At 63.2% G+C, this 19,883-nt stretch carries 13 protein-coding genes; 4 read left to right on the top strand and 9 right to left on the bottom strand.

Features of this window, described 5'->3' with window-relative positions; all coding sequences use genetic code 11:
* Nucleotides 1-93: 93 nt before the first annotated feature.
* The gene (locus tag OS035_RS14075) at nt 94-1,428 is read left to right on the top strand and encodes a glucoamylase family protein (protein WP_097624982.1); all 1,335 of its coding nucleotides are present in this window, start codon (nt 94-96) and stop codon (nt 1,426-1,428) included.
* A 2-nt stretch (nt 1,429-1,430) separates the two neighbouring features.
* Here OS035_RS14075 and OS035_RS14070 read toward each other — a convergent pair whose 3' ends face one another.
* The 6 genes from OS035_RS14070 to hglS form a co-directional block, all read right to left on the bottom strand.
* Entirely contained in the window at nt 1,431-2,468 is a 1,038-nt protein-coding gene (locus OS035_RS14070) for an ABC transporter ATP-binding protein (RefSeq protein WP_097624983.1), read from the bottom strand.
* Nucleotides 2,465-4,132 carry an ABC transporter permease gene (locus OS035_RS14065; protein WP_097624984.1) on the bottom strand — a complete coding sequence of 556 codons (1,668 nt, stop codon included), beginning with the start codon at nt 4,130-4,132 and terminating at the stop codon, nt 2,465-2,467. Before OS035_RS14065 ends, OS035_RS14070 begins: the two co-directional genes overlap by 4 nt.
* 63 nt (nt 4,133-4,195) lie before the next feature.
* A complete protein-coding gene (locus tag OS035_RS14060) occupies nt 4,196-5,218 on the bottom strand; it encodes an iron ABC transporter substrate-binding protein (protein WP_183778451.1) in 1,023 nt (340 codons plus the stop codon).
* Nucleotides 5,219-5,535: 317 nt separating this feature from the next.
* Complete coding sequence (gene amaB, locus OS035_RS14055; RefSeq protein WP_097624986.1) at nt 5,536-7,074, bottom strand: L-piperidine-6-carboxylate dehydrogenase; 1,539 nt, start codon at nt 7,072-7,074, stop codon at nt 5,536-5,538.
* Between the two features lie 45 nt (nt 7,075-7,119).
* Complete coding sequence (locus OS035_RS14050; RefSeq protein ID WP_097624987.1) at nt 7,120-8,403, bottom strand: NAD(P)/FAD-dependent oxidoreductase; 1,284 nt, start codon at nt 8,401-8,403, stop codon at nt 7,120-7,122.
* Between the two features lie 65 nt (nt 8,404-8,468).
* Nucleotides 8,469-9,881, bottom strand: a complete 1,413-nt coding sequence (gene hglS / locus OS035_RS14045) for a 2-oxoadipate dioxygenase/decarboxylase HglS (RefSeq protein ID WP_097624988.1) — start codon at nt 9,879-9,881, stop codon at nt 8,469-8,471.
* A 103-nt stretch (nt 9,882-9,984) separates the two neighbouring features.
* Here hglS and OS035_RS14040 point away from each other — a divergent pair, with 103 nt between their 5' ends.
* The 3 genes from OS035_RS14040 (at nt 9,985) to OS035_RS14030 (ending at nt 12,648) form a co-directional block, all read left to right on the top strand.
* Complete coding sequence (locus OS035_RS14040) at nt 9,985-10,893, top strand: LysR family transcriptional regulator (protein WP_097624989.1); 909 nt, start codon at nt 9,985-9,987, stop codon at nt 10,891-10,893.
* Nucleotides 10,894-10,963: 70 nt separating this feature from the next.
* A complete protein-coding gene (locus OS035_RS14035) occupies nt 10,964-11,200 on the top strand; it encodes an Lrp/AsnC ligand binding domain-containing protein (RefSeq protein WP_003567502.1) in 237 nt (78 codons plus the stop codon).
* Nucleotides 11,201-11,469: 269 nt separating this feature from the next.
* Nucleotides 11,470-12,648, top strand: a complete 1,179-nt coding sequence (locus OS035_RS14030) for a glycosyltransferase family 4 protein (RefSeq protein ID WP_097624990.1) — start codon at nt 11,470-11,472, stop codon at nt 12,646-12,648.
* Nucleotides 12,649-12,667: 19 nt separating this feature from the next.
* Here OS035_RS14030 and OS035_RS14025 read toward each other — a convergent pair whose 3' ends face one another.
* The 3 genes from OS035_RS14025 to OS035_RS14015 form a co-directional block, all read right to left on the bottom strand.
* Nucleotides 12,668-15,979, bottom strand: a complete 3,312-nt coding sequence (locus OS035_RS14025) for an oligosaccharide flippase family protein (protein ID WP_183778453.1) — start codon at nt 15,977-15,979, stop codon at nt 12,668-12,670.
* Between the two features lie 191 nt (nt 15,980-16,170).
* Nucleotides 16,171-17,349 (bottom strand): glycosyltransferase family 4 protein, encoded by a 1,179-nt coding sequence (locus tag OS035_RS14020; protein ID WP_183778455.1) that lies wholly within the window; start codon nt 17,347-17,349, stop codon nt 16,171-16,173.
* 46 nt (nt 17,350-17,395) lie between these two features.
* On the bottom strand, nt 17,396-19,876 hold the full coding sequence (locus OS035_RS14015) for a glycoside hydrolase family 2 protein (protein ID WP_183778457.1): 2,481 nt from the start codon (nt 19,874-19,876) through the stop codon (nt 17,396-17,398).
* Nucleotides 19,877-19,883 lie beyond the last annotated feature (7 nt).

The following is a 19,883-nucleotide window of genomic DNA, read 5'->3' as shown; positions in this document are numbered from 1 at the left end:
TTCTCTTATCCCTGCGAATCAAAAAGGTTTGATTTGCCCGGGGACGGTCGCCATGTTCAAGCATGGGGCGATGCAACAGTTGGGTAGGAGCCTATGCTGCAACGGATTGAAGACATTGATGCAGCGCTCGTCGACAGGCTGCAGCATTCGGCGTTCAAGTACTTCCTGAAATATACCAATCCCGAAAACGGCCTGGTGGCCGATACTTCGATCGGCGGCGTGCCGGCGAGCATCGCAGCCGTCGGCTTTGCCCTTTCCTCCTATCCTGTCGGTGTCGAACGTTGCTGGATCACCCGCAGGGAAGCAGCCGAACGGACGGTCAATACGCTGCGTTTCTTTGCCGAGGCGCGTCAGGGCGAGGAACGTCACGCAACGGGCCACCGCGGCTTCTTCTACCATTTCCTGCACATGGATACCGGCAATCGCGCCTGGAACAGTGAACTCTCGACCATCGACACGGCACTGCTTATCGCCGGCATCCTAACGGCAGCGCAGTATTTCGATCGCGAAGACGACGAGACGGAAACGGAAATCCGCGCGCTCGCGACCTTCATCTACGAGCGCGTCGACTGGCGCTGGGCCCTGAACAAGGGCGATACGATTGCCATGGGCTGGAAGCCCTCTTCCGGCTTCCTGCGCTGGCGCTATCACGGCTTCGACGAGGCGATCATCCTCTATGCGCTGGCGCTCGCATCGCCCACGCACCCCATCCCGCAGTCATGCTACGACGCTTTTACGTCGAGCTATTCCTGGATGATGCATGGCGAGCAGCCCTATCTCTATGCCGGTCCACTGTTCATCCACCTCTTCTCCCATGCCTGGATCGATTTCCGCGGCATTCAGGACAGACCGATGGCAGAGCGGAACTGGGACTATTTCCGCAACACCCAGGTGATGATCAACGTCCAGCGGGATTATGCCGAGCGCAATCCCGGCCAGTTCGTCGGCTATAACCGGAATATCTGGGGTTTCTCCGCCTGCGACGGTCCGCCGCCGACACGGCGCATGCGCGGCGGCCGCCAGCCGAAGGTTCTGGGTTACGCCGCCCGTGGCGCGCCACTCGGCCCGGACGACGGCACGATCGCGCCCTGGGCCGCGCTTGCCTGCCTGCCCTACGACCGGCAAGCGGCTCTCGACGGCACCAAGGCGCTGCTGACCAGCTATCCGAACCTGCTTCTGGAAGGCGGCTTTCCTGGTGGCTTCAACCCGACCGTCAAGACCAAGCGGCCGGAAGGCTGGGTCGATGACCGCACCGTCGGCATCGACCAGGGTCTCGTCGTCATGACCATCGAGAACGAGCGCTCCGACTTCATCTGGAAACTGATGCGGCAATCGCCGGCCATCCGCCTCGGGCTCGAGCGCGCCGGCTTTACCGGCGGCTGGCTCGAAGGCATCGAACCGGAAGAAGTGGTGCGCAAGTTCGGCTGAATTTAGTTTTCGAAGATATGCGCCTTGCCCGCGATATCCAAGCGAACGAGATCGCCTCGTGAGGGAAGCGCGACGCTTGAGGTCTTGATCAGGATCGGCGGCAGGGCGACACCGTCGAGCGAAACCGCAACGGTGCAGACCGCGCCGCCGAACTCCACCTCAACGACACGCCCGCCATAGCGGCGATCGCCTTCATCGGCAACGACGCGGATCTGCTCGGGCCGCAGCATGATCTCCGCCTTGCCCTGACGATTGCCTTCGACGGCGACGCGGCCGAGCGCACAGTCGGCGAGGCCATTGCGGATGATGGCCGGAAGCAGCACGGCATCGCCGAGAAACAGCGCCGTCTCGCGATCCCGCGGATGCAGATACAATGATTGCGGCGACCCGGCCTGGATCAGCCGCCCCTCTCTCAGAACCGCAACCTGATCGGCAAAAGTCAGCGCCTCTTCCTGATCATGCGTGACGAGCACGGCGGTGATGCCGGCCGCCTGCAGCACGCGCGCCACTGCCTTGCGCATGTTCTCACGCAGGCCGGTATCGAGTGCCGAGAACGGTTCGTCGAGCAGCATCAGCCGCGGCTTGCGGCCGAGGGCACGCGCAAGCGCCACGCGCTGCTGCTGTCCGCCGGAAAGCTGGTGCGGACGCCGCACCAGCATGCCACGGTCGAGCTCGACCATATCGAGCAGCTCGACGATGCGCTTCTCGCGATCCGCTGCCCCCCGCTCGAAGCCGAAGCCGATATTTTCGGCGACGCTCAAGTGCGGAAACAGCGCGCCGTCTTGCGAAACGATGCCGATGCCACGCTTATGGGCCGGCACCGTCGCAGGCCCATCGGCAAGGACTTCGCCGTCGAGCGTTACCCTGCCGACATCGGGTTGCTCGAAGCCGGCAATAATGCGCAGCAGCGTCGTCTTGCCCGAACCGGACGGGCCGACGACGGCCGTGCGGCTGCCCGCCTGGACATCGAGCGAAATATCCTTCAGCGCCTGCACAGGCCCGTAGCGCTTGCTGATGTTTTCGATCGTAAGCAGCGTCATTGGCCGGCGGTCCGTTTCGATTGCGTATAGAGCATGAGGGTGAGCGGCAGCGACAGCACGACCATCATGAAGGCATAGGGTGCGGCCGAGACATAGTCGATCTCGCTGGTCAGCGACCAGAATTTGGTCGCCAGCGTATCGACGCCGTTGGGCGACAGCATCAGTGTCGCCGTCAGTTCGTTGGTGATGCCGAGCGCGGCTAGCGCCACGCTGGCGGCCGCGCCTGGTGCGGCAAGCCGCATGGTGATCTGCCGCACCGCTTGGCCCGGCGTGCGGCCCAGCCCCATCGCGGCGCGCTCCAGCTCCACCGGCGCCTGGGCGATGCTGGCGCGCAGCCCGACCATGGCGCGCGGCAGGAAAAGCATCACATAAGCGACGAGCAGCGTTGCGAAGGTCTGATAGAGTGGCAGCACGAGACGCACGGTGATCGTCACCAGCGCCAGCGCCACCACGACACCCGGCAGCGAGCCGACGTAATAGTGGCAGGCTTCGAGCAGGCGCTGGAAGCGGCCGGGCGCACGCACGGAAAGCCAGGCCATCGGGGCTGCGGCAATCGTCGCCAGCACGCCGCCGACAATGGCAAGCACGATCGTCTGCAGAAAGGCACTGCCGACCTCGATGCGCCAGATCTCGGTACCGCCGAGATAGAGCCAGCGGCCAAGCGTCACCAGCGGCACGCCGAGCGTCAGCACCGCCAGGGCGATGGGCAGCAAGATGGCTGGCAGCATGAACCAGCCGAGCCGCCGGCGGTCCGTGGGACGCGGCGAGCCGGTGCCGACGCGGGCATAACGTTCGTTACCGCGCACCAGCACCTCGAAGCCGAGCAGAAAAAGACAGCAGGCGACGAGCACGCCGCCAAGCATGTTGGAGGCAGGGCTGTTGTAGGAAGACTGGAACTGGTCGACGATCGCCGTCGCGAACGTGTCGAAGCGGATCATCACGAACAGGCCGTATTCCGACAGCAGATGCAGCCCGATCAGCAGCGAGCCGCCGCAAATGGCGAGCCGGAGCTGCGGCAGAACCGCCCGGAAGAAGACCCGCCAGGGATTAAGGCCAAGCGAGGCCGCGGCATCCTCGATCGCCGGATCGAGGCGGCGCAGCGCTGCGGCGACCGGCAGGTAGAGGAAGGGATAATAGGCGATCACCGAGATGAAGACGCCGCTCTGCAGGCCGCGCATGCCGGGGAGGAGGCTGACCCAGGCATAGCTGTGCACAAAGGCGGGCACGGCGAGCGGGGCGATGGCAAGCCAGGCCCAGAGCCTGGCGAAAGGAATGTCGGTCCGCTCGGTCAGCCAGGCAAGCGTCACGGCAAGCGCGATCGACAGCGGAATGGTGATCGATTCCAGCAGGACCGTGTTGACGAGCAGTTCGCCGACGCGCGGCCGGAAAACCAGGGCCTTCACCGTTTCCCAGCCGACGTCGTAGGTGACCCAGCCGATGAAGCCGAGCGGCACCAGACTGAAGATCGCGACGATGGTGGCAAGCAGGAGCACGGAGGCGTGCGGCGCGCGCGCGCGCGGCAAACCCATACGCGTGGCCTTCGACGCGACCGGCGCCTTGTTGCCGGATGCGAGCAATCTGTTGTCCTGCAGCAAGGCCGATGCCTTCATACGCCGAAAAAGGAAGGCAACCGCTTTTGAGGAGCGGTTGCCGGATATCGTCATGCCCTAAGGTTTTCTTGAGCCAAAAGCAATAGTTTTGGCCATGGCAAGCCTGCGGCAGAAGCGTCAGATCAGCCCGGCAACCGTCATCAGCTCCACGACCTTCTTGCTGTCCAGCGTCGAAGCTTCGACTTTCGGCGCATTGAGATCGGCGAGCGGCGTCAGCTTGTCGTTGGAAGCGGCATCCTTGCCGATGGCATATTCGTAGGACGTGCCGTCCTTCAGAACCGCCTGGCCGGCCTTGCTGGTGATGAACTTCAAGAAAGCCTGGGCGTCCTTCATATGCTGGGTCGACTTCAGGATGCCGCCGCCCGAAACACTGACGAAAGCGCCCGGATCCTGGTTCTTGAAGTAATGCAGGCCGACATTCTTGCTGTTTTCACCGGTTTTGGCCTGATCGCCGAACCAGTAATAGTGATAGATGATCGCGCCTTCGACTTCGCCTGCATTGACGGCCTTCATGGCGACGCTGTTGCCCTTGTAGGGTGTCGCGTTGTCCTTGAGGCCTTTCAGCCATGCCTTGGTGGCGTCTTCACCCTTGAGCTGCAGCAGCGAGGCGACGATGGCCTGGAAGTCTGCACCGGCAGGCGCTGCACCCCAGCGGCCCTTCCAGGCCGGATCGGCGAGGTCGAGCATCGACTTCGGCAGCTTGTCTTCGGTGAGCTTGGTCTTGTCATAGGCAAAAACGGTGGTGCGGGCGGCAATACCGGTCCACATGCCGTCGGCCGGGCGGTACTGATCCGGCACCTGGTCCAACGTGTCCTTTTCGATGGGGGCGAAGAGGCCTGCGCCGTCGACCAGCGTCATCGCCGGCGAATTCTCGGTGAGGAATACGTCAGCCGGTGAGGCATCGCCTTCCTGGATGATCTGGTTGGCGAATTGCATGTCGCTGCCCTGGCGCATGGTGACCTTGATGCCGGTCTCCTTGGTGAAGGCGTCGATCCATTCGCGCCCCAGGCTTTCGTGCTGGGCATTGTAGACGACGAGACCTTCGTCCTGCGCATTGGCCCTGCCGGCGAGCGCAGTGGCGGAGAGAAACGAAGCGGCAAGCGCAAGCGCTTGGGAAAAACTGTTGAGAGCAAAGTTCATGATGGCCTCCGTGGCAATGCCGCCCGAGCTCCACAAGGGCGATGAGAGGCGTATATTTTTCCTGACTGCCTATTTCAAGTTTGGCCTGCAAGGAAAAGCCATCACAATATCTTGACTAAATATTTCATATTAAAAGGGAATAAATCTCGATCGGTCGAAAAAGCGGCATTCCGCGCATGTCGCCCGGAAGTGTGCAGCGGTTCCGGGACAACGACATGCGTCAAAAGAAGAGCTAAAGCGCGTCGCAGGAATCGAATTGCGTGCGACGCGGTTTAGGGGGTGCAGCCCTCCTTTTTCGAGCCTTTCTGCAAGCCGGCTTATTCGACGTCGAACTTGACGCCTTGGGCGAGCGGCAGCGTTCTGCCGTAATTAATCGTGTTCGTAGAGCGGCGCATATAGGCCTTCCAGGCATCCGAGCCGGATTCGCGGCCGCCGCCGGTTTCCTTCTCGCCACCGAAGGCGCCACCGATTTCGGCGCCCGACGGGCCGAGATTGACGTTGGCGATGCCGCAATCCGAGCCGCGGGCGGAGACGAAGGTTTCGGCCTCGCGCATGTCGTTGGTGAAGATCGACGACGACAGCCCCTGCGGCACCGCATTGTGCAGGGCCAGTACCGTATCGAAATCGCTGTATTTCATCACGTAGAGGATCGGCGCGAAGGTCTCGTGCTCGACCGGGCCGGTTTGCGCCGGCATTTCGACGAGCGCCGGGCGAACGTAGAAGGCATCGGTCAAACCGTTGCCGACGCGATCACCGCCGGTCACCTTGCCGCCGGCCGATGTCGCCTGGCTGAGTGCTGCCTGCATCTTCTCGAAAGCCTGGCCGTCGATCAGCGGTCCGACCAGCGTGCCTGTTTCGAGCGGATTGCCGATGGTGACGGAACCATAGGCCTTCTGGAGCCGCGGCACCAGCTGGTCGTAGACGCTCTCATGCACGAAGAGACGGCGCAGCGTCGTGCAGCGCTGGCCGGCCGTGCCCATGGCGGAGAAGGCGACGCCGCGCAGCGTCAGGTCGAGATCGGCGCTCGGGCAGACGATCGCCGCATTGTTGCCGCCGAGTTCGAGAATGCCGCGGGCAAAACGCTGCGACAGGCGCGGACCGACGGCGCGGCCCATAGCCGTTGAACCGGTGGCGGAGACGAGCGGGATTTTCGGATGGTCGACGAGGACCTCGCCGACCTCACGGCCGCCGATGATCAATGTCGATAGATTGGCCGGCGCCGTGCCGCCCTCGGCGATGAAACGCTTCAGCGCCTTTTCGAACAGCGCCTGCACGGCAAGTGCGGTCAATGGCGTCTTTTCCGAGGGCTTCCAGACGGTGGAATTGCCGCAGACCATTGCAAGTGCCGCATTCCATGACCAGACGGCGACGGGGAAGTTGAAGGCGGAGATGATGCCGACCACGCCGAGCGGATGCCAGCTTTCCATCATCCGGTGCTCGGAGCGTTCGGTGGCGATCGTCAGGCCGTAGAGCTGGCGGGACAAGCCGACGGCGAAATCGCAGATATCGATCATCTCCTGCACTTCGCCGAGACCTTCCGAGGTGATCTTGCCGACCTCGATCGAGACGAGACGGCCGAGCGCCGTCTTTGCCGCACGCAGCTCCTCACCGAGCAGGCGGACCAGCTCGCCGCGCTTCGGCGCCGGGACGGAGCGCCATTCGAGGAAGGCCTTGTGCGCCTCTTCGATTGCTGCTTTGGTCTCGGAGACGGTATGCTCCCTCAATTTACCGATTTCCTTGCCCGTCACCGGCGAGGCGACGGAAAGCGTGCCGCCGTGATAGCGGCCGGCGTCAACGCCGAGTTCGGCAAGCAGCTTGGCGGTTTCGGTGGCGAGATCGAGGACGGCGATAGTCATTGTCGTGGTTCCAATCTTATTATTCTCAGAAGCGTTCATCGCTTCTCAGAAGCGAGCATCGGCGAAATGGGCGACCTGAGCGCCGGCTTCGTACCATAGTTCCTTGAGCGCACGGAAGCTCGGCTCGGTGGGTGATGTCAAAGGCAGCGGCAGAGCGTCTTCGGTCAGCCGGCCGAGAATATGCTCGGCCAGTGTCCGGCCGAACACCGTGCCGGGGGCAATGCCGCGGCCATTGTAACCCGAAAAGCCGACGACACCGGGCGCGAATTTATGAAAGCGCGGCAGCGCATTGTCGGTCATGCCGATCTGGCCGTACCATTCGCATTCGAATTCGACATCGCCGATAATCGGGAACAGCCGCTTCAAGGCGCGCTTAGCCCAGCCCTTGTGCACGGCTAGCCCGGTATTGCGCAGCGCCCCGACACTGCCGAAAACGAGACGCCCGGCCTGGTCCATGCGGAAGGAGGAGAGGATGTCCTTGGTGTCCCATGCGCCTTCCCGCCCCGGCAGGATCGACTGGCGCAGATTATGGCCGAGCGGCACGGTGGCGAAGTTGAAATAGGGCAGATAGACCTGCTCGTTGCGCACCTGCTCGAAGGGGCCGGTGCTGTAGGCATCGGTCGCGACGATGATCCAGTCGGCGCTGACCGCGCCGTTTGCCGTCTTCACGGTCCAGCGGCTGCCGTTGCGCTCCGTTGCGATGACGGGACTCGACGTGTGGATGGCAACGCCCGCCTTGACGGCGGCATGGGCAAGGCCGCGCGCATAGGCCAGCGGCTGCAGCGTGCCGGCGCGCATGTCGAGCAGCGAACCGGTATAGGCGTCGCTACCGATGCGTCTGGCTGTCTCCGCCGCATCGAGCAGCGTCACGGGCGCGCCGCGCGCGGACCATTGCGCCGCGCGCGCCTCGATCTCCTTCAGCCCGTCGGCGCCGACGGCGCAGTGCAGCGTGCCGTTGCGTTCGAGTTCGCAGGCGATCCGGTGCCTGTCGATCAGCTCCATGACGAGCTTCGGCGCATTGCCGAGCAGCTCGAGCAGGCGCTCGCCATGCACCGGGCCGAGCACACCGGGCAGATCGTCGGGCATCACCCACATGCCGGCATTGATCAGGCCGACATTGCGCCCCGCGCCGCCGAAACCGATTTCCTTCGCCTCCAAGAGCACCACCCTCGACCCGGCTTCGGCAAGATGCAGGGCGGAGGACAGACCGGTGTAGCCACCACCGACCACGACGACATCGGCAGACACCGCGCCTTCGAGAGGCAAGGTCGCCGGCGGCTCGGCTGCGGTCTTTTCCCAGAGGCCGTGGGAGCGCGGATCATTCAGCATGGTCTAGTCCGATCGGAACGAAATCGCGGTACTCTAACGCATATGATGAAGTGTTGAAGGCCATTTTACGCGACGGTCTTCAACTGCAGCGGCGCGAGCCCCAGCGCTTCCATTGCCGCATCCAGCGAGGCGGCCTGGCGCTCGGCATAAAGCGCCAACTCGTCCTGAACGGTGGCGCCGAGCGCCGCCTCGAAGGCGTCGCGGTTCGAACGTGTCGCATAATTCTGCTGCTGATCGGTGCCGAGATTCGACTGGAAGATGCCGGCCGCGCTGACGGGCAGGAAATCTTCGTAGACGATCGGCGAGAAGGCAAGGTAACCCTTGGCGATCAGCGCTTCCGGATCGCCGGGGAGCGGGGCGCCTACGGCCGCAGCAATGCCCGCAGGCGTCGCGCAGTAACGGAAGAAGGCGAGACCTTGCCTGCGCAGCTCTTCCCAGCTGTCCGGCAGCGCCTTGAAACGCTCGGCAAGTTCCTGATCGTAGGCGCCGGCCTTGGCGCCGCCGGCGCCGACCTGCACTTCGCCGCGGACCGAGGCGAGCAGCCGGTCGTAGAGCGCCCGGCCCTTGGCCGTCAGTGCCACGCCGCGCTGTTCGATCTCGCCGAAACGGGCGGTATGCGTCCCTTGAACCGCTTCCACGTCACCGGCAAAGACGATCGTTTCTTCAAGCGCCTTGAAGCTCGTCTGCCGCAGCAGAATATCGCAATGGCGGCGCGGCGGTCCTTCGATGACGGCCTTCGGGGTGATGCCGCGTTCCGGCATGCGGGCCTGGACGGCATCGATATCGAGCGTGCGCGGCGTCAGGTGGTTGATATGCGGGCCCTTGAAGCTGACAACGTCGGCGATCAACCGGTGCGCATCATGCAGGCGCTTATAGGTTTCGGCGCTAACCGTCGCCTCGCCGTGCCAACGGAAGGTTTCAAGCGCCTCGGCGACGAACTCCGTCGCCTCCGCCTCCGTCAGGCCGCCATTCTGCTCGTGACGCTCGATCAGCGCGACGGCGCGCGGCGTATAGATGCGCCGCTTTGCCAGAATGGCTTCGGCTTCGCTGCGCAGCCCTTCGTCCTCGATCAGCTCCAAGCGCAACAGCGAGGTGAAGACGCGGAACGGATTGATGTTGAGTGCGGCCTCGTCGATCGGCCGGAAGCAGGTAGAGTGAACAGGCACGCCGGCGACCGAGAGATCGTAATAGCCGACCGACTGCATGCCCATGACCGCAAACAGCCGGCGGATGGTGAAAAGCTCTTCCGCCGTGCCGAGCCGGATGGCGCCGTGGCGCTCGACATCAATGCGCTCCAGTTCGCCGGCGCCGGCCAGCCTTTCGCGCAGATCGGGATTGTTTTTGAGGCAGCCGGCATTCACATCCGCCACCAGTTCGATCAGCGTGCCATATTGCGGCACCTCGGCCCGATACATCTGCGACATCGCTTCGGTGAACAGCGAGCGGATACGGTCTGTGGAAACGAAGGCTTGCGGCATCTCGGAAACTCCGGCTCATTCCGTTTTTGCAGGATGAGCCTCTTTACAACGGCCATAAAGGCGGAAATATCGACATTTTGGAAATAGCTCATTCTGAAATGGAATGAACATGTTCGCTTCAAGACGTTTTCTGCCGTCGATTTCGCATCTCGCCGCTTTCGAAGCCGTTGCCCGCACCGGCAGCGTCACGGCCGCCGCCCGTGAACTCGATCTGACGCAGAGCGCCGTCAGCCGCCAGGTGAGCGCGCTGGAGGAGCAGCTTGGTGTCGAACTCTTCCTGCGCGAACGTCAGACCATGCGGCTGACGCCAGCCGGCGACAGTTATGCCCGCGAGATCCGCGAGGCGCTGCGGCGCATATCGAGCGCCTCGCTGAACCTGCGCGCCAATCCGCATGGCGGCACGCTCAACCTCGCCATCCTTCCGACCTTCGGCACGCGCTGGCTGGCGCCGCGCCTCGGGCGCTTCCTCGTTGCCAATCCCGGCGTGACGATCAATCTGGTGACCCGGCTTTCGCCTTTCGATTTCCGCCTCGATTCGATCGACGCCGCCATCCATTTCGGCCATCCGCACTGGCCGGGCGCCGAACTCGCCTTTCTGATGTCGGAGCGCACGGTGCCGGCCTGCAGCCCCGATTTTCTGAAGCGATACACGATCTCCGGGCCGCAGGATCTGCTGTCCGTTCCGCTGCTGCATCTGACGACCCGGCCCGACGCCTGGGAGCAATGGTTCGCCGGCAACGGCGTGTCTTTCGAAAGCGTGCACGGCATGCTCTTCGACCAGTTCGCCACCGCCGCGCAAGCGGCGATCGCCGGTCTCGGCATCGCTCTTTTGCCGAAATTTCTGATGCAGGAAGAGCTGCGGCGCGGCGATCTCGTCGCCGCCATCGACGGCGAAATGGAAAGCCGCGAGCGCTATTATCTCGCCTTTCCGCCCGAGCGTGCCCACTATGCGCCGCTTGCCGCCTTCCGCGACTGGATCGTCGCGGAAGCGGCCGCCGAGCCGGCAGCGTGACGAACGGCTTGCATCGGCATGGCGCTTTCGACCATTATATTAGCCAAACAACCCTTTGCAGGAAATCCCCATGAAGCCGATCTTCGTCCAGCTCCAATGCGCCCCCGGCAAGACCTATGAGGTCGCCGACGCCATCTACCAGACCGAACTGGTCTCGGAGCTCTATTCCACAAGCGGCGACTACGACCTGCTGCTGAAGGTCTACATTGAGGAAGGCCAGGATATCGGCAAGTTCATCAACGACAACATCGCCAACATTCCCGGCATCGTCCGCTCGCTGACGACCCTGACTTTCAAGGCCTTCTAAAGCAATTCCAGCAAAAGTGTGCAGCGGTTTTGCCAGGCAAAGCGCGAAGCGCTTTTGCCGGGAATTGCGTAAAAAACAAAAGACAGAGCATTTCCGTGATGCGAAGAAAAACGGAAATGCTCTGAACTCCGTCAGACGCGGTTAACCTTTTTACGAAGAATCGCCTCTCGGGATGCCGCTTAAACCACGGCTTAACGCCTGAGATATCTGGTCGTTGCTATAAGAGTCCCGTCTCGGCATGAGGCGGCGCGTGCAGCGATAGGTGGAAAATGGTGATCGTCGAGGCAGACAGGATGCGCGAGAGGCCGCAGCCGGAAACGGCGCCGCTGATCGTCCATGTCGTGCGCCAGTTCCTGCCCAACCGGGGCGGCCTGGAAGACGTTGTCGCCAATCTCGCCCGCCAGACCGTTCGCCGCGGTTATCGCGTCCGCGTCGTCACCCTCGATTCGCTGTTCACCGCACCTGATGACAAGCTGCCGCCGCGCGAAGATATCGACGGCATCGAGGTGGTGCGCATTCCCTGGTCCGGCAGCAGCCGTTATCCACTGGCGCCCAAAGTTTTCGGCCATCTCGCCGATGCCGATCTCGTCCACGTCCATGCCATCGATTTCTTCTTCGACGCGCTCGCCTGGGGCCGGCTGCTGCACCGCAAGCCGATGATCGTCACCACCCATGGCGGCTTCTTCCACACCAGGAAATACGCGGCGATCAAGAAGATCTGGTTCCGGACGCTGACCCGCGCTTCGGCACTGGCCTACCGGCGGGTCGTCTGCTGCAGCGCCTCCGACCTCAAGCAGTTTTCCGAAATCGTGCCCGACAGCCTGCTGATCGAAAACGGCGCCGATATCGGTAAATTTGCCGACACTGCTTCGCGCCGGGCGCGGCGCCGCATCGTCACCATCGGCCGGTTCTCGGTCAACAAGCGGCTGGACCATTTGCTCGATGCGATGGCCGAGCTGAAGACGCGCAATGCGGAATGGCATCTCGACATCGTCGGGGCCGAATCCGATCAGAACCGGGCCGACGTCGAAGCCGCGATCGAAGGCCGCGACCTGTCCGGCCGCGTCACCCTGCACGTCTCACCCGACAACGCCGCCATCCGGCGCATCATCGCCGACGCCTCGCTCTTCGCCTCCGCCTCGGAATATGAAGGTTTCGGCCTGGTGGCGCTGGAGGCGATGAGCGCCGGCCTGCTGCCGGTGCTGAACGCCAACGACGCCTTTACGACACTTGCCGGCCGGCATCCCGTCATCACGCTTGCCGATTTCACCAATCCGGAGACCGCCGCGACCGGGATCGAAGCGGCCTATGAAACGCTCGCACGCCAACCTGACGCCGTCCGCGCCGGGCTTCTCGACGCCGCGCGCGGTTACTCCTGGGACATTGTTGCCGGGCGTTATATCGATCTCTATCGGTCGCTGAACGTCGCCACTGCAGACAGCATCTGAACTACCGGCCTGAAATTCCTCACGCCCTCGCCAGGCGGATGATCTCGTCGAGCACGAATTTGCGCGATTGCGGCGGCGTCAGATTGTGGTCGGCATCCGGCAGCATCAGCAGCCGCACATTCGGATAGCGGGAAAGCTTGGCGCCGCGCGGTCCGAAATGGAAATAGACATGGTCGAGCCCGACATCGCCCTCGCTGTAAATCAGCGTCAGCGGCACCTTGCGCTTGCCGAACAGCGCGAAGGAATGCCGAACCTCGCGAGCAATATGGCGCCGGTCGGGAAGCAGTTCCAGCAGCGGCGCGATAAAGGGTGACAGACGCCGGCCACCGGCGATGACGATATTCTGCAGCGCCGACACCACGTCCACCTGGCCGCTGAGCAGCCGCTTCAGCGTATCCACCCGCGCCAGGCGCTGACCGTAGTCATCCAGGCTGCGCGGGACGGAAACGACATGCTCCCGACGCACCGGCACCTCGGGATCCCAGTAATAGACGAAGGGATTGATCGAGACCACCGCCTTCAACCGCTCGTCGGCGACGCCGGCGCGGAAGGCGACGTAGCCGCCGCTGCACCGGCCGGCCACCATGACCGGACCTGCAACGACGCTTTCGAGCAGATCGAGCGCGGCAACCGCATCCTCGGTCTGCGTGCTGGAATAAAGCACCTGTTCCGGCGCATCCGGCCGCGGCGGGCTGTCTCCGACATTGGCGGAATCGAAGCGCAGCGAAACGACGCCCTGACGTGCGAGCTCACGCGCCATATCCACCGTCGTCCGTCCCCAGCCGGCATGCCGGTCATAGGCCGTCGACAGGAAGAGAACCGCATTGCCCTTGATCTCGCCGAGCGGCCGGCTGACGACGCCGACCAGATGGTCGTGGCTGCCGAAACGCACCGGTGTTTCGACAAAACCCTCGCCGGCAAGCGGCGCATTTTCGATCGTCGCCGGCGAATGCGCGCCGGACGTCTCCGTCGTCATCCTCTCCAGCCACGTCTTCAGCAACTCGACGACCTCAGCCGGCGTCTTGGCAAACAGCGGATTGGTGGCGAGCTCGTCATAGCCTTCGAAAACCGTCTGTTCGACGTCGGCGCCGAGCGCCTTCAGCGCATCGGCAAAGCCGGTATCGTCGACCTTGGCGGGACGCTCGAGGATCAGATAACGCGACGCAGCAAGCCCCTGCGGCGCGGCGATGTTGAGCTTGCCGAGTTCGGCGGCGATCTCTTCGGGCATGACGAGCCCGGCGATCTGCACCTTCGCGGTCTGGACATGCTCCTTGCCGAGGCCGAGATCGGCATCGATGATCTTGGACCACATGTTGAGTTCGCGCAGATAGGCCCGGCCGCTCAGCACCGGCGCCAGCATGACGAGGCTGTCGACGCCGTCGATCGAAGCGCCGATGCGATGAGCAAGCGTTGCGCCGAGCCCCTGTCCGATGAGGATGATACGGTCGCAGCCGCTCAGCGATTTGAGCTTGGCGGCCGCCGCGCGGATCGAATTTTCCCAGGTTTCCAGCCTTGCCGGCAGCGCGCCGAAATCGAGCGCATCGCCGGTGCCGCGATAGTCGAAACGCAGGCTCGCCACGCCGATATCCGAGAAATGCTCGGCGGCCACACGGAAGAATTTGCGGCTGCACATTTCCTCGAAACCCCAGGGGCTGACGAAGAGCACGGCGGCCGAACGCTTTTTCGCCAGAGGGTTTTCAGGCATGAACAGCCCGATCGTGCCGTCGAAGACGACAGGCAGGGCGGCGTTGCGCCCGGCACCCTCGGCCGGTTCGAGCGAAAATTCCCCGGGCGCGACCTTGGCGCGGTCGGGGTCGCCCGGAAGCCGCGGCGCAATGAAATTGATCGCGTAGCCTACAGGGCGCTGCAGCACCCGCGGCATCTTGGCGAGAATGGAGCGCATGACCTCGACATCTTCGGCCGGCATGACGCGCAGCAGGCGGAGTGCCACGAGATAGCAGAATGTGCCGGCAAGGATCGCGGCGACGAGACCGACCGGCCCCTGGATGAATTCCAGCACCGAGAGCGCCCCGCAAGCACAAAGCACGGCGGCAAGGGTCACCTTCGTCAGGCTTGTGTAGAGGCCTGAAAGCTGGGATCCGAATCCTGTCTGTCTGATCATCATCACCGACATCGCAACGAAGACGAGGATGCGCACGAGTGCGGCACCCTCGGCTGCAAGCCTAGGTATGATCAGTAAACAACCGACTACCATCAGAAGGCCACCTATCACACTGATGTTCAGGCGAGAGCGAACCCTGTCCATCGACAAGAGGTAGAGACTGAGGATCTGCATGAAGGTATAGGCGGGCGCGACCAGCGCAAGCAGCGCTACCACCGTTCCGCTGCGGCGGAACGCTTCGCCGAACACCACGAGCACCAATTCACTGGAGATCGCCGCCAGCCCGAGGCTCATCGGCAATACGATATAGGCCATGCTGCGGGTGACGGCGGCGAAGACCTCGACCGGCAAGGTCGAATCGTCGCTGTTGTGCCGCCGCTCGGAATAATAGGGCAGCAGGCTGCCGGTCATCTGGATCGGCAGCTGCAGCGCGATATTGGCGATCGACAGGCCGACGGCGTAGTAGCCGACCATCTCCACCGACCAGAACTGCTGCAGGAAGAGCAGCTCGAGCCGATTAAGGAAGATCGAATCGATAATAAACTGGATCGACAGGATGACCGAGGAGGAGGCGAGCGCTTTGAGAGAGACCCCGCACCAGTCGCGCCGCGCAAGAAGGATCGGCAGTGTGGCGAAGAAAAGCACGAGCTGGCCGAGCGCATAACCGACGAGAACGCCTTCCACCCCATAGAGCACGGCGCCGACGGCAACGCCGGCAAGCTGTACGATCGAGACGGCAACCGTCAGCCGGAAGAAGGCGCCCAGTTTCTTTTCGCCGATCAGGTAGAATTTGACGAAGGATCCAATTGCCTGGACGAAGAACAGCACGCCGGTGACAAGCGCGACGGACGGCGCGGTATCGGCCCAGTGCATCTCCTCCGACGTCAGGAAGAACAGCGCGTAGAGCGCCAGCAGCACGACGGTCGAAAACATCATGAAGCTGACGAGGATGGCGGCAAAACCCCGCCGACGGCGCATATCGTAACCTTCCGCCGAAAGCTGCGGCAGGGTCTTCAACAGCGTGATGCTGGAACCGAGTTCGGCGATCGAGGCGCCCGTGACCACCAGCCACAGCGAGAAGGCGACGATGCCGTTGGCCTCCGGCCCGAGCAGCCGCGCGGTTATGATCGACGAAACGAAACCCGTCAGCAGCAGCAGCATGCCTGCCGCCGCATTCATCACCGAATTTGCGATAATACCCTTCGACATCTGTCCATCCGCCGGCATCGGCCTAAAGCGCGCTGCGATCTTTCAGATTCGCTCCTCGCGCTTTAGCTCTCGTTTTTAAGCATGCCGTTATCGCAAAACCGCCGCACACTTTTGCGCGCCATGCTCTAAAGCCGCATACCCGTCATCTCTAATGCGAAAATGTTAAAATAAAGCGGAGTGACGACCTCACCTTAGCTGGATTGCATCGCCGCCAGCGTCTGGAGCGCCCTCTCATAGCTGTTGTCTGCGAGATGGTGCCGTAGGAACTCCCGCGCTTTCTCGGCCTTTCCTCGCGCGAGCTCGGGCGCGCGGAAGATGTCGCTCAAATGGGCGGCGGCGGCTTCGGGAGAGGGATCCGCCCAGACCGCACCCTCAAGCCCGGCAAATTCGGGATGGGTATCGACGACGGGGATCAGAGGAGTGGGGACCAGCCAGCTATTGCGGGGGTCGCAGAAATCCGCTGTGCCGGACCAGGCCGTGGAGACGACGGGCGTGCCCTGCATGATCGCCTCGGCGACCGTCAGCCCGAAACCCTCTGAACGATGCAGCGAAAGATAGGCGTCGGAAGAGCGGATGAGGCCGTTGATATCGGCGTTCGACAGCCTGTCGGTGACGATCCTGATCCGGGCGTCGCCCGCGACCGAAGCGACCAGCGCGCTGAGGGCTTCATCCTTGTTCACATCGCCGCTGGCCTTCATCAACAGGAAGGCGCTTGGGGCTTCGGCGGCAAATATCCTGAAAGCCTCGATGACGGCCTGCGGATTTTTCCGGTTGATCGACGAGCCGGCGCTGAAGATGAAGCTGACGAGAAAGGCGTCCTTCTCGATGCCGAACCTCTCCCGCATGCCTTCGGTCGCCGGCGCCTCGATCACCGGATGGGGAACGACGAGGACCGGTGCCTTGGTGAGCGGCGCAATCGCCCGCCGGGTGAATTCCGACGGCACGAAGACCGCGTTCATGTAGTGCATGGCATTGCGCCATTCCGCCGGCACCACTTCGAGCTCCCAGGCGAAGTAGCCGATATTGAAGGTGCGGGTGAAATTGCCGACACCCTTCTTCAGGATGGCGCGCGGCAGCATCGGCGGATTGAGGTGCCAGATACGGCTTCCTGGCGGCTCGGTGGAAAGACGCGACGACGTCCATCCGGGGAAGGACTTCTCGTCGGGATGCGTGCTGACGTCGGAGAGCGAAATTGCCCTTCCGGCTTCGGAGAGCGCACCGGCGCAGAGCCTTGCCGATTCGCCGACGCCGACAGCCATCGAGAGATAGCCGACGATTTCCACCGGCCGGCGCGGATTGAAGGCAAGGCGCGACCGCGGGATCAGCCGCTGCAGGACATGGGCACGCAAAAAGCGGTATGTCGTTCTCAAATCACGGTCTTTCTCAATGGATGGGCATCGTTTTTCACAGAGAGCGTCAGCCCGAGAGCACGACACGATGCGAACTGCCTAGGCTTCTGACCTCGCCTGCGGGCGCGATATCGCTCTCAGTGCCCGACAGCGCGACGAGTTTCACGCGCCGCATCGCGCCGGGCGCGAGATGGAACCAGTCGTCATCGGGCCGATAGCCGTCGACGTCGATATGCACCGATTGCGCCAGCCGGTCGGTCCTGAGATCGACGAACCAGTCGTCGCCATCTCTTCCGAGCGATGCCTCGATGCCTGCTTCATGCAGCGCCTTGTCCCGTCCGCAGGGAAAGTGGAAGCTTTCGGCTAGAACGGCGCCATCCGCAAGCGAACGCAGGCGCGCCACACTGACATCATGCGACGGCGGTCCGAAGCGGAAGGCATAGGTCGTATCGAAAAAGGCACCGAACAGCGCGGTCGCGGCAAGACGTTCCGTGTCCCTTGCCGCCAGTTTGAAGGCCCTGCTGCCGCTGACGACCTGCTGCTTTCCATCGCGCAGGCAGACGACTTCGAGCTCGACGTCGAGGTCTGCGTCCGTCTCGTTGACGACATGCACGTCGAGGCCGTTGGTTCCCTCGTCGGTGAACACCGTCTGCACCGGCCGAAAGGCGCGGCGCATCGCATACCAGACCGGCTTCGGCTCGCCGGTGGAATCGATCACCCCCCAGCCGGGACCGGGCAGCAGGTCCTGCAGCGTCCAGACGAGCGCGCCGTTGCAAGCCGAACCCTTGCGCCGCCATTCGGCAAACGTCTCCTCAATCACCTCGCCAGTGACGGCGCGGGAGAAATCGAGATAAAGTTCCGAATCCTCGCGCCGCAGGCGGGCCGGATCGAAACCATAGAGAAGCTCCAGATAGAAATCGCGAACGTCCTCGAAATCCCAGGATGCGCTGCGGTCGCGCGGCACGCGGGCCTTCCAGAGCGGGCTGTGGACGGCCGGCACGTCGAGATGACGATGCAGCGTCCTTAGCTGCGGCACATGCGCAAACGCAAGGCTTTCTGAGGCAAAACGCACATCGGCGCGGCGCGCATCGGCAATCGGCCGCATATAGGCGCCGACGCCGTAATAATGGGCGATACCGGCATTCGGCGAAAACGGCATCGCCCCGCCATAAGGCGAATTCGGAACGTAGGGCACGTCGGGACGCATGCGCGTAACGATGGCCGGGATGATTTCATCGGTAACCGGTCCGCTCCAGAATTCCACGGGCAGACCGAGCATCGCCGCCTGCTGATGGATTTCGCTGCCGCCGCAGAGCACCGCCAGCGATGGCGACGCCTGGACGCCGTGCAGGAATTCCTCGACCTCCGCATGCACGTGGCCGAGAAAAGCCTTGTCGTTGCGCGGATAATCGAAGTTGGCGAACATGAAATCCTGCCAGACCAGCAGGCCGAGTTCGTCGCAAAGCCCGAAGAAATCCGGTGTCTCGTAGGCCATGGTGCCGCCGATGCGGATCATGTTCATGCCGGCTTGCGCGGCAAGCCGCAGGAACGGCTCATAATCCGCCCGCGTGCCCGGCAGACGCGCGATATCGGCTGTCGTCCACACCGCGCCGCGGCAGAAGATGCGTTCGCCGTTAATAAGGAGCGCGAAGTCGTCGCCATCGGCGCCGCGCTCGACGTCGATCCGCCGGAAGCCGGTCGTGCCGAGCGGATAGTCCACGCCGTCGGAAACGAGCGTCAGCTCATAGAGACGCGGAGCGCCGTGCGTATGCGGCCACCAGGGCTCGATGTCGGCAAGCTTGAGGATAGAAGAGTAATGACTGTCGCCGATCTTCTCGAAAGGCTGCTCCATGCCGCCGCAGCGCAGCAGCATTGCCGGATTCTCGGCATTGCTGTGCAGGGAAACGCTGAGACGGCCGACGCCGTTCTCGTCTAACACGGCGCGGACGGAGACATTGTCGATCGAGACGGGGTTGCGCCGCACCAGCGAGATCGGCCGCCATGGCCCGACCGCATGGATATCGGGGCACCAGCCCGGCATATGGCCGAGCAGCGTCGTGCGGAAATTTTTGAGACCCGCCGGCGTGATCATCTGCGGCCGCCAGCGCGCACGCGGGCCGGGCTCCGACAGGCGGGGGCCGAGCGCCCGGAAACACAGCGCCAGCTCGTCGCCACCCACCAGCGTCACCGGGATTTCATGGGCCGTGAACATGCTCTCGGAAAAAAGGATTTCCTGGCCGTTGAGGAAGACATGGCAAAGCGTGGCAAGTCCCGCGAAACACAGGATCGCTTCACCCGGCTCGGCATCGAACAGCCGGCAGAGATACCAGGCATCCCGCGTATTCAACGGCTCTGGATTTTCCCGGTCGAACAGTCCGGCCTTTTCGAGTGCTGCGGCAACGGTCCCGGGAACGGGGGCGGGAGTGAACTGCGCGGAGAGCGGAATATCATGCGGCACGGCGCAGGCGCCCGGCTCCGTCAGGATCAGGTTCCAGCCTTCGGAAAGCAGGCTTTCCTCGGCACCGATGCTTGCCAAACGCCCGCGCATGGTCAGA

Origin of the sequence: Rhizobium sp. 268 (assembly GCF_036571585.1) — a bacterium.
GTDB classification, from domain to species: Bacteria; Pseudomonadota; Alphaproteobacteria; order Rhizobiales; family Rhizobiaceae; genus Rhizobium; species Rhizobium redzepovicii.
Note: the sequence above shows the minus strand (reverse complement) of the source record. Positions and strands in the feature narration are given on the sequence as shown.

Coding starts and splice junctions, on each gene's coding strand:
- OS035_RS14075 (WP_097624982.1), top strand. CDS start 94: ATGCTGCAACGGATTGAAGACATTGATGCAGCGCTCGTCGACAGGCTG.
- OS035_RS14070 (WP_097624983.1), bottom strand. CDS start 2,468: ATGACGCTGCTTACGATCGAAAACATCAGCAAGCGCTACGGGCCTGTG.
- OS035_RS14065 (WP_097624984.1), bottom strand. CDS start 4,132: ATGACGATATCCGGCAACCGCTCCTCAAAAGCGGTTGCCTTCCTTTTT.
- OS035_RS14060 (WP_183778451.1), bottom strand. CDS start 5,218: ATGAACTTTGCTCTCAACAGTTTTTCCCAAGCGCTTGCGCTTGCCGCT.
- amaB (WP_097624986.1), bottom strand. CDS start 7,074: ATGACTATCGCCGTCCTCGATCTCGCCACCGAAACCGCCAAGCTGCTT.
- OS035_RS14050 (WP_097624987.1), bottom strand. CDS start 8,403: ATGCTGAATGATCCGCGCTCCCACGGCCTCTGGGAAAAGACCGCAGCC.
- hglS (WP_097624988.1), bottom strand. CDS start 9,881: ATGCCGCAAGCCTTCGTTTCCACAGACCGTATCCGCTCGCTGTTCACC.
- OS035_RS14040 (WP_097624989.1), top strand. CDS start 9,985: ATGAACATGTTCGCTTCAAGACGTTTTCTGCCGTCGATTTCGCATCTC.
- OS035_RS14035 (WP_003567502.1), top strand. CDS start 10,964: ATGAAGCCGATCTTCGTCCAGCTCCAATGCGCCCCCGGCAAGACCTAT.
- OS035_RS14030 (WP_097624990.1), top strand. CDS start 11,470: ATGGTGATCGTCGAGGCAGACAGGATGCGCGAGAGGCCGCAGCCGGAA.
- OS035_RS14025 (WP_183778453.1), bottom strand. CDS start 15,979: ATGTCGAAGGGTATTATCGCAAATTCGGTGATGAATGCGGCGGCAGGC.
- OS035_RS14015 (WP_183778457.1), bottom strand. CDS start 19,876: ATGCGCGGGCGTTTGGCAAGCATCGGTGCCGAGGAAAGCCTGCTTTCC.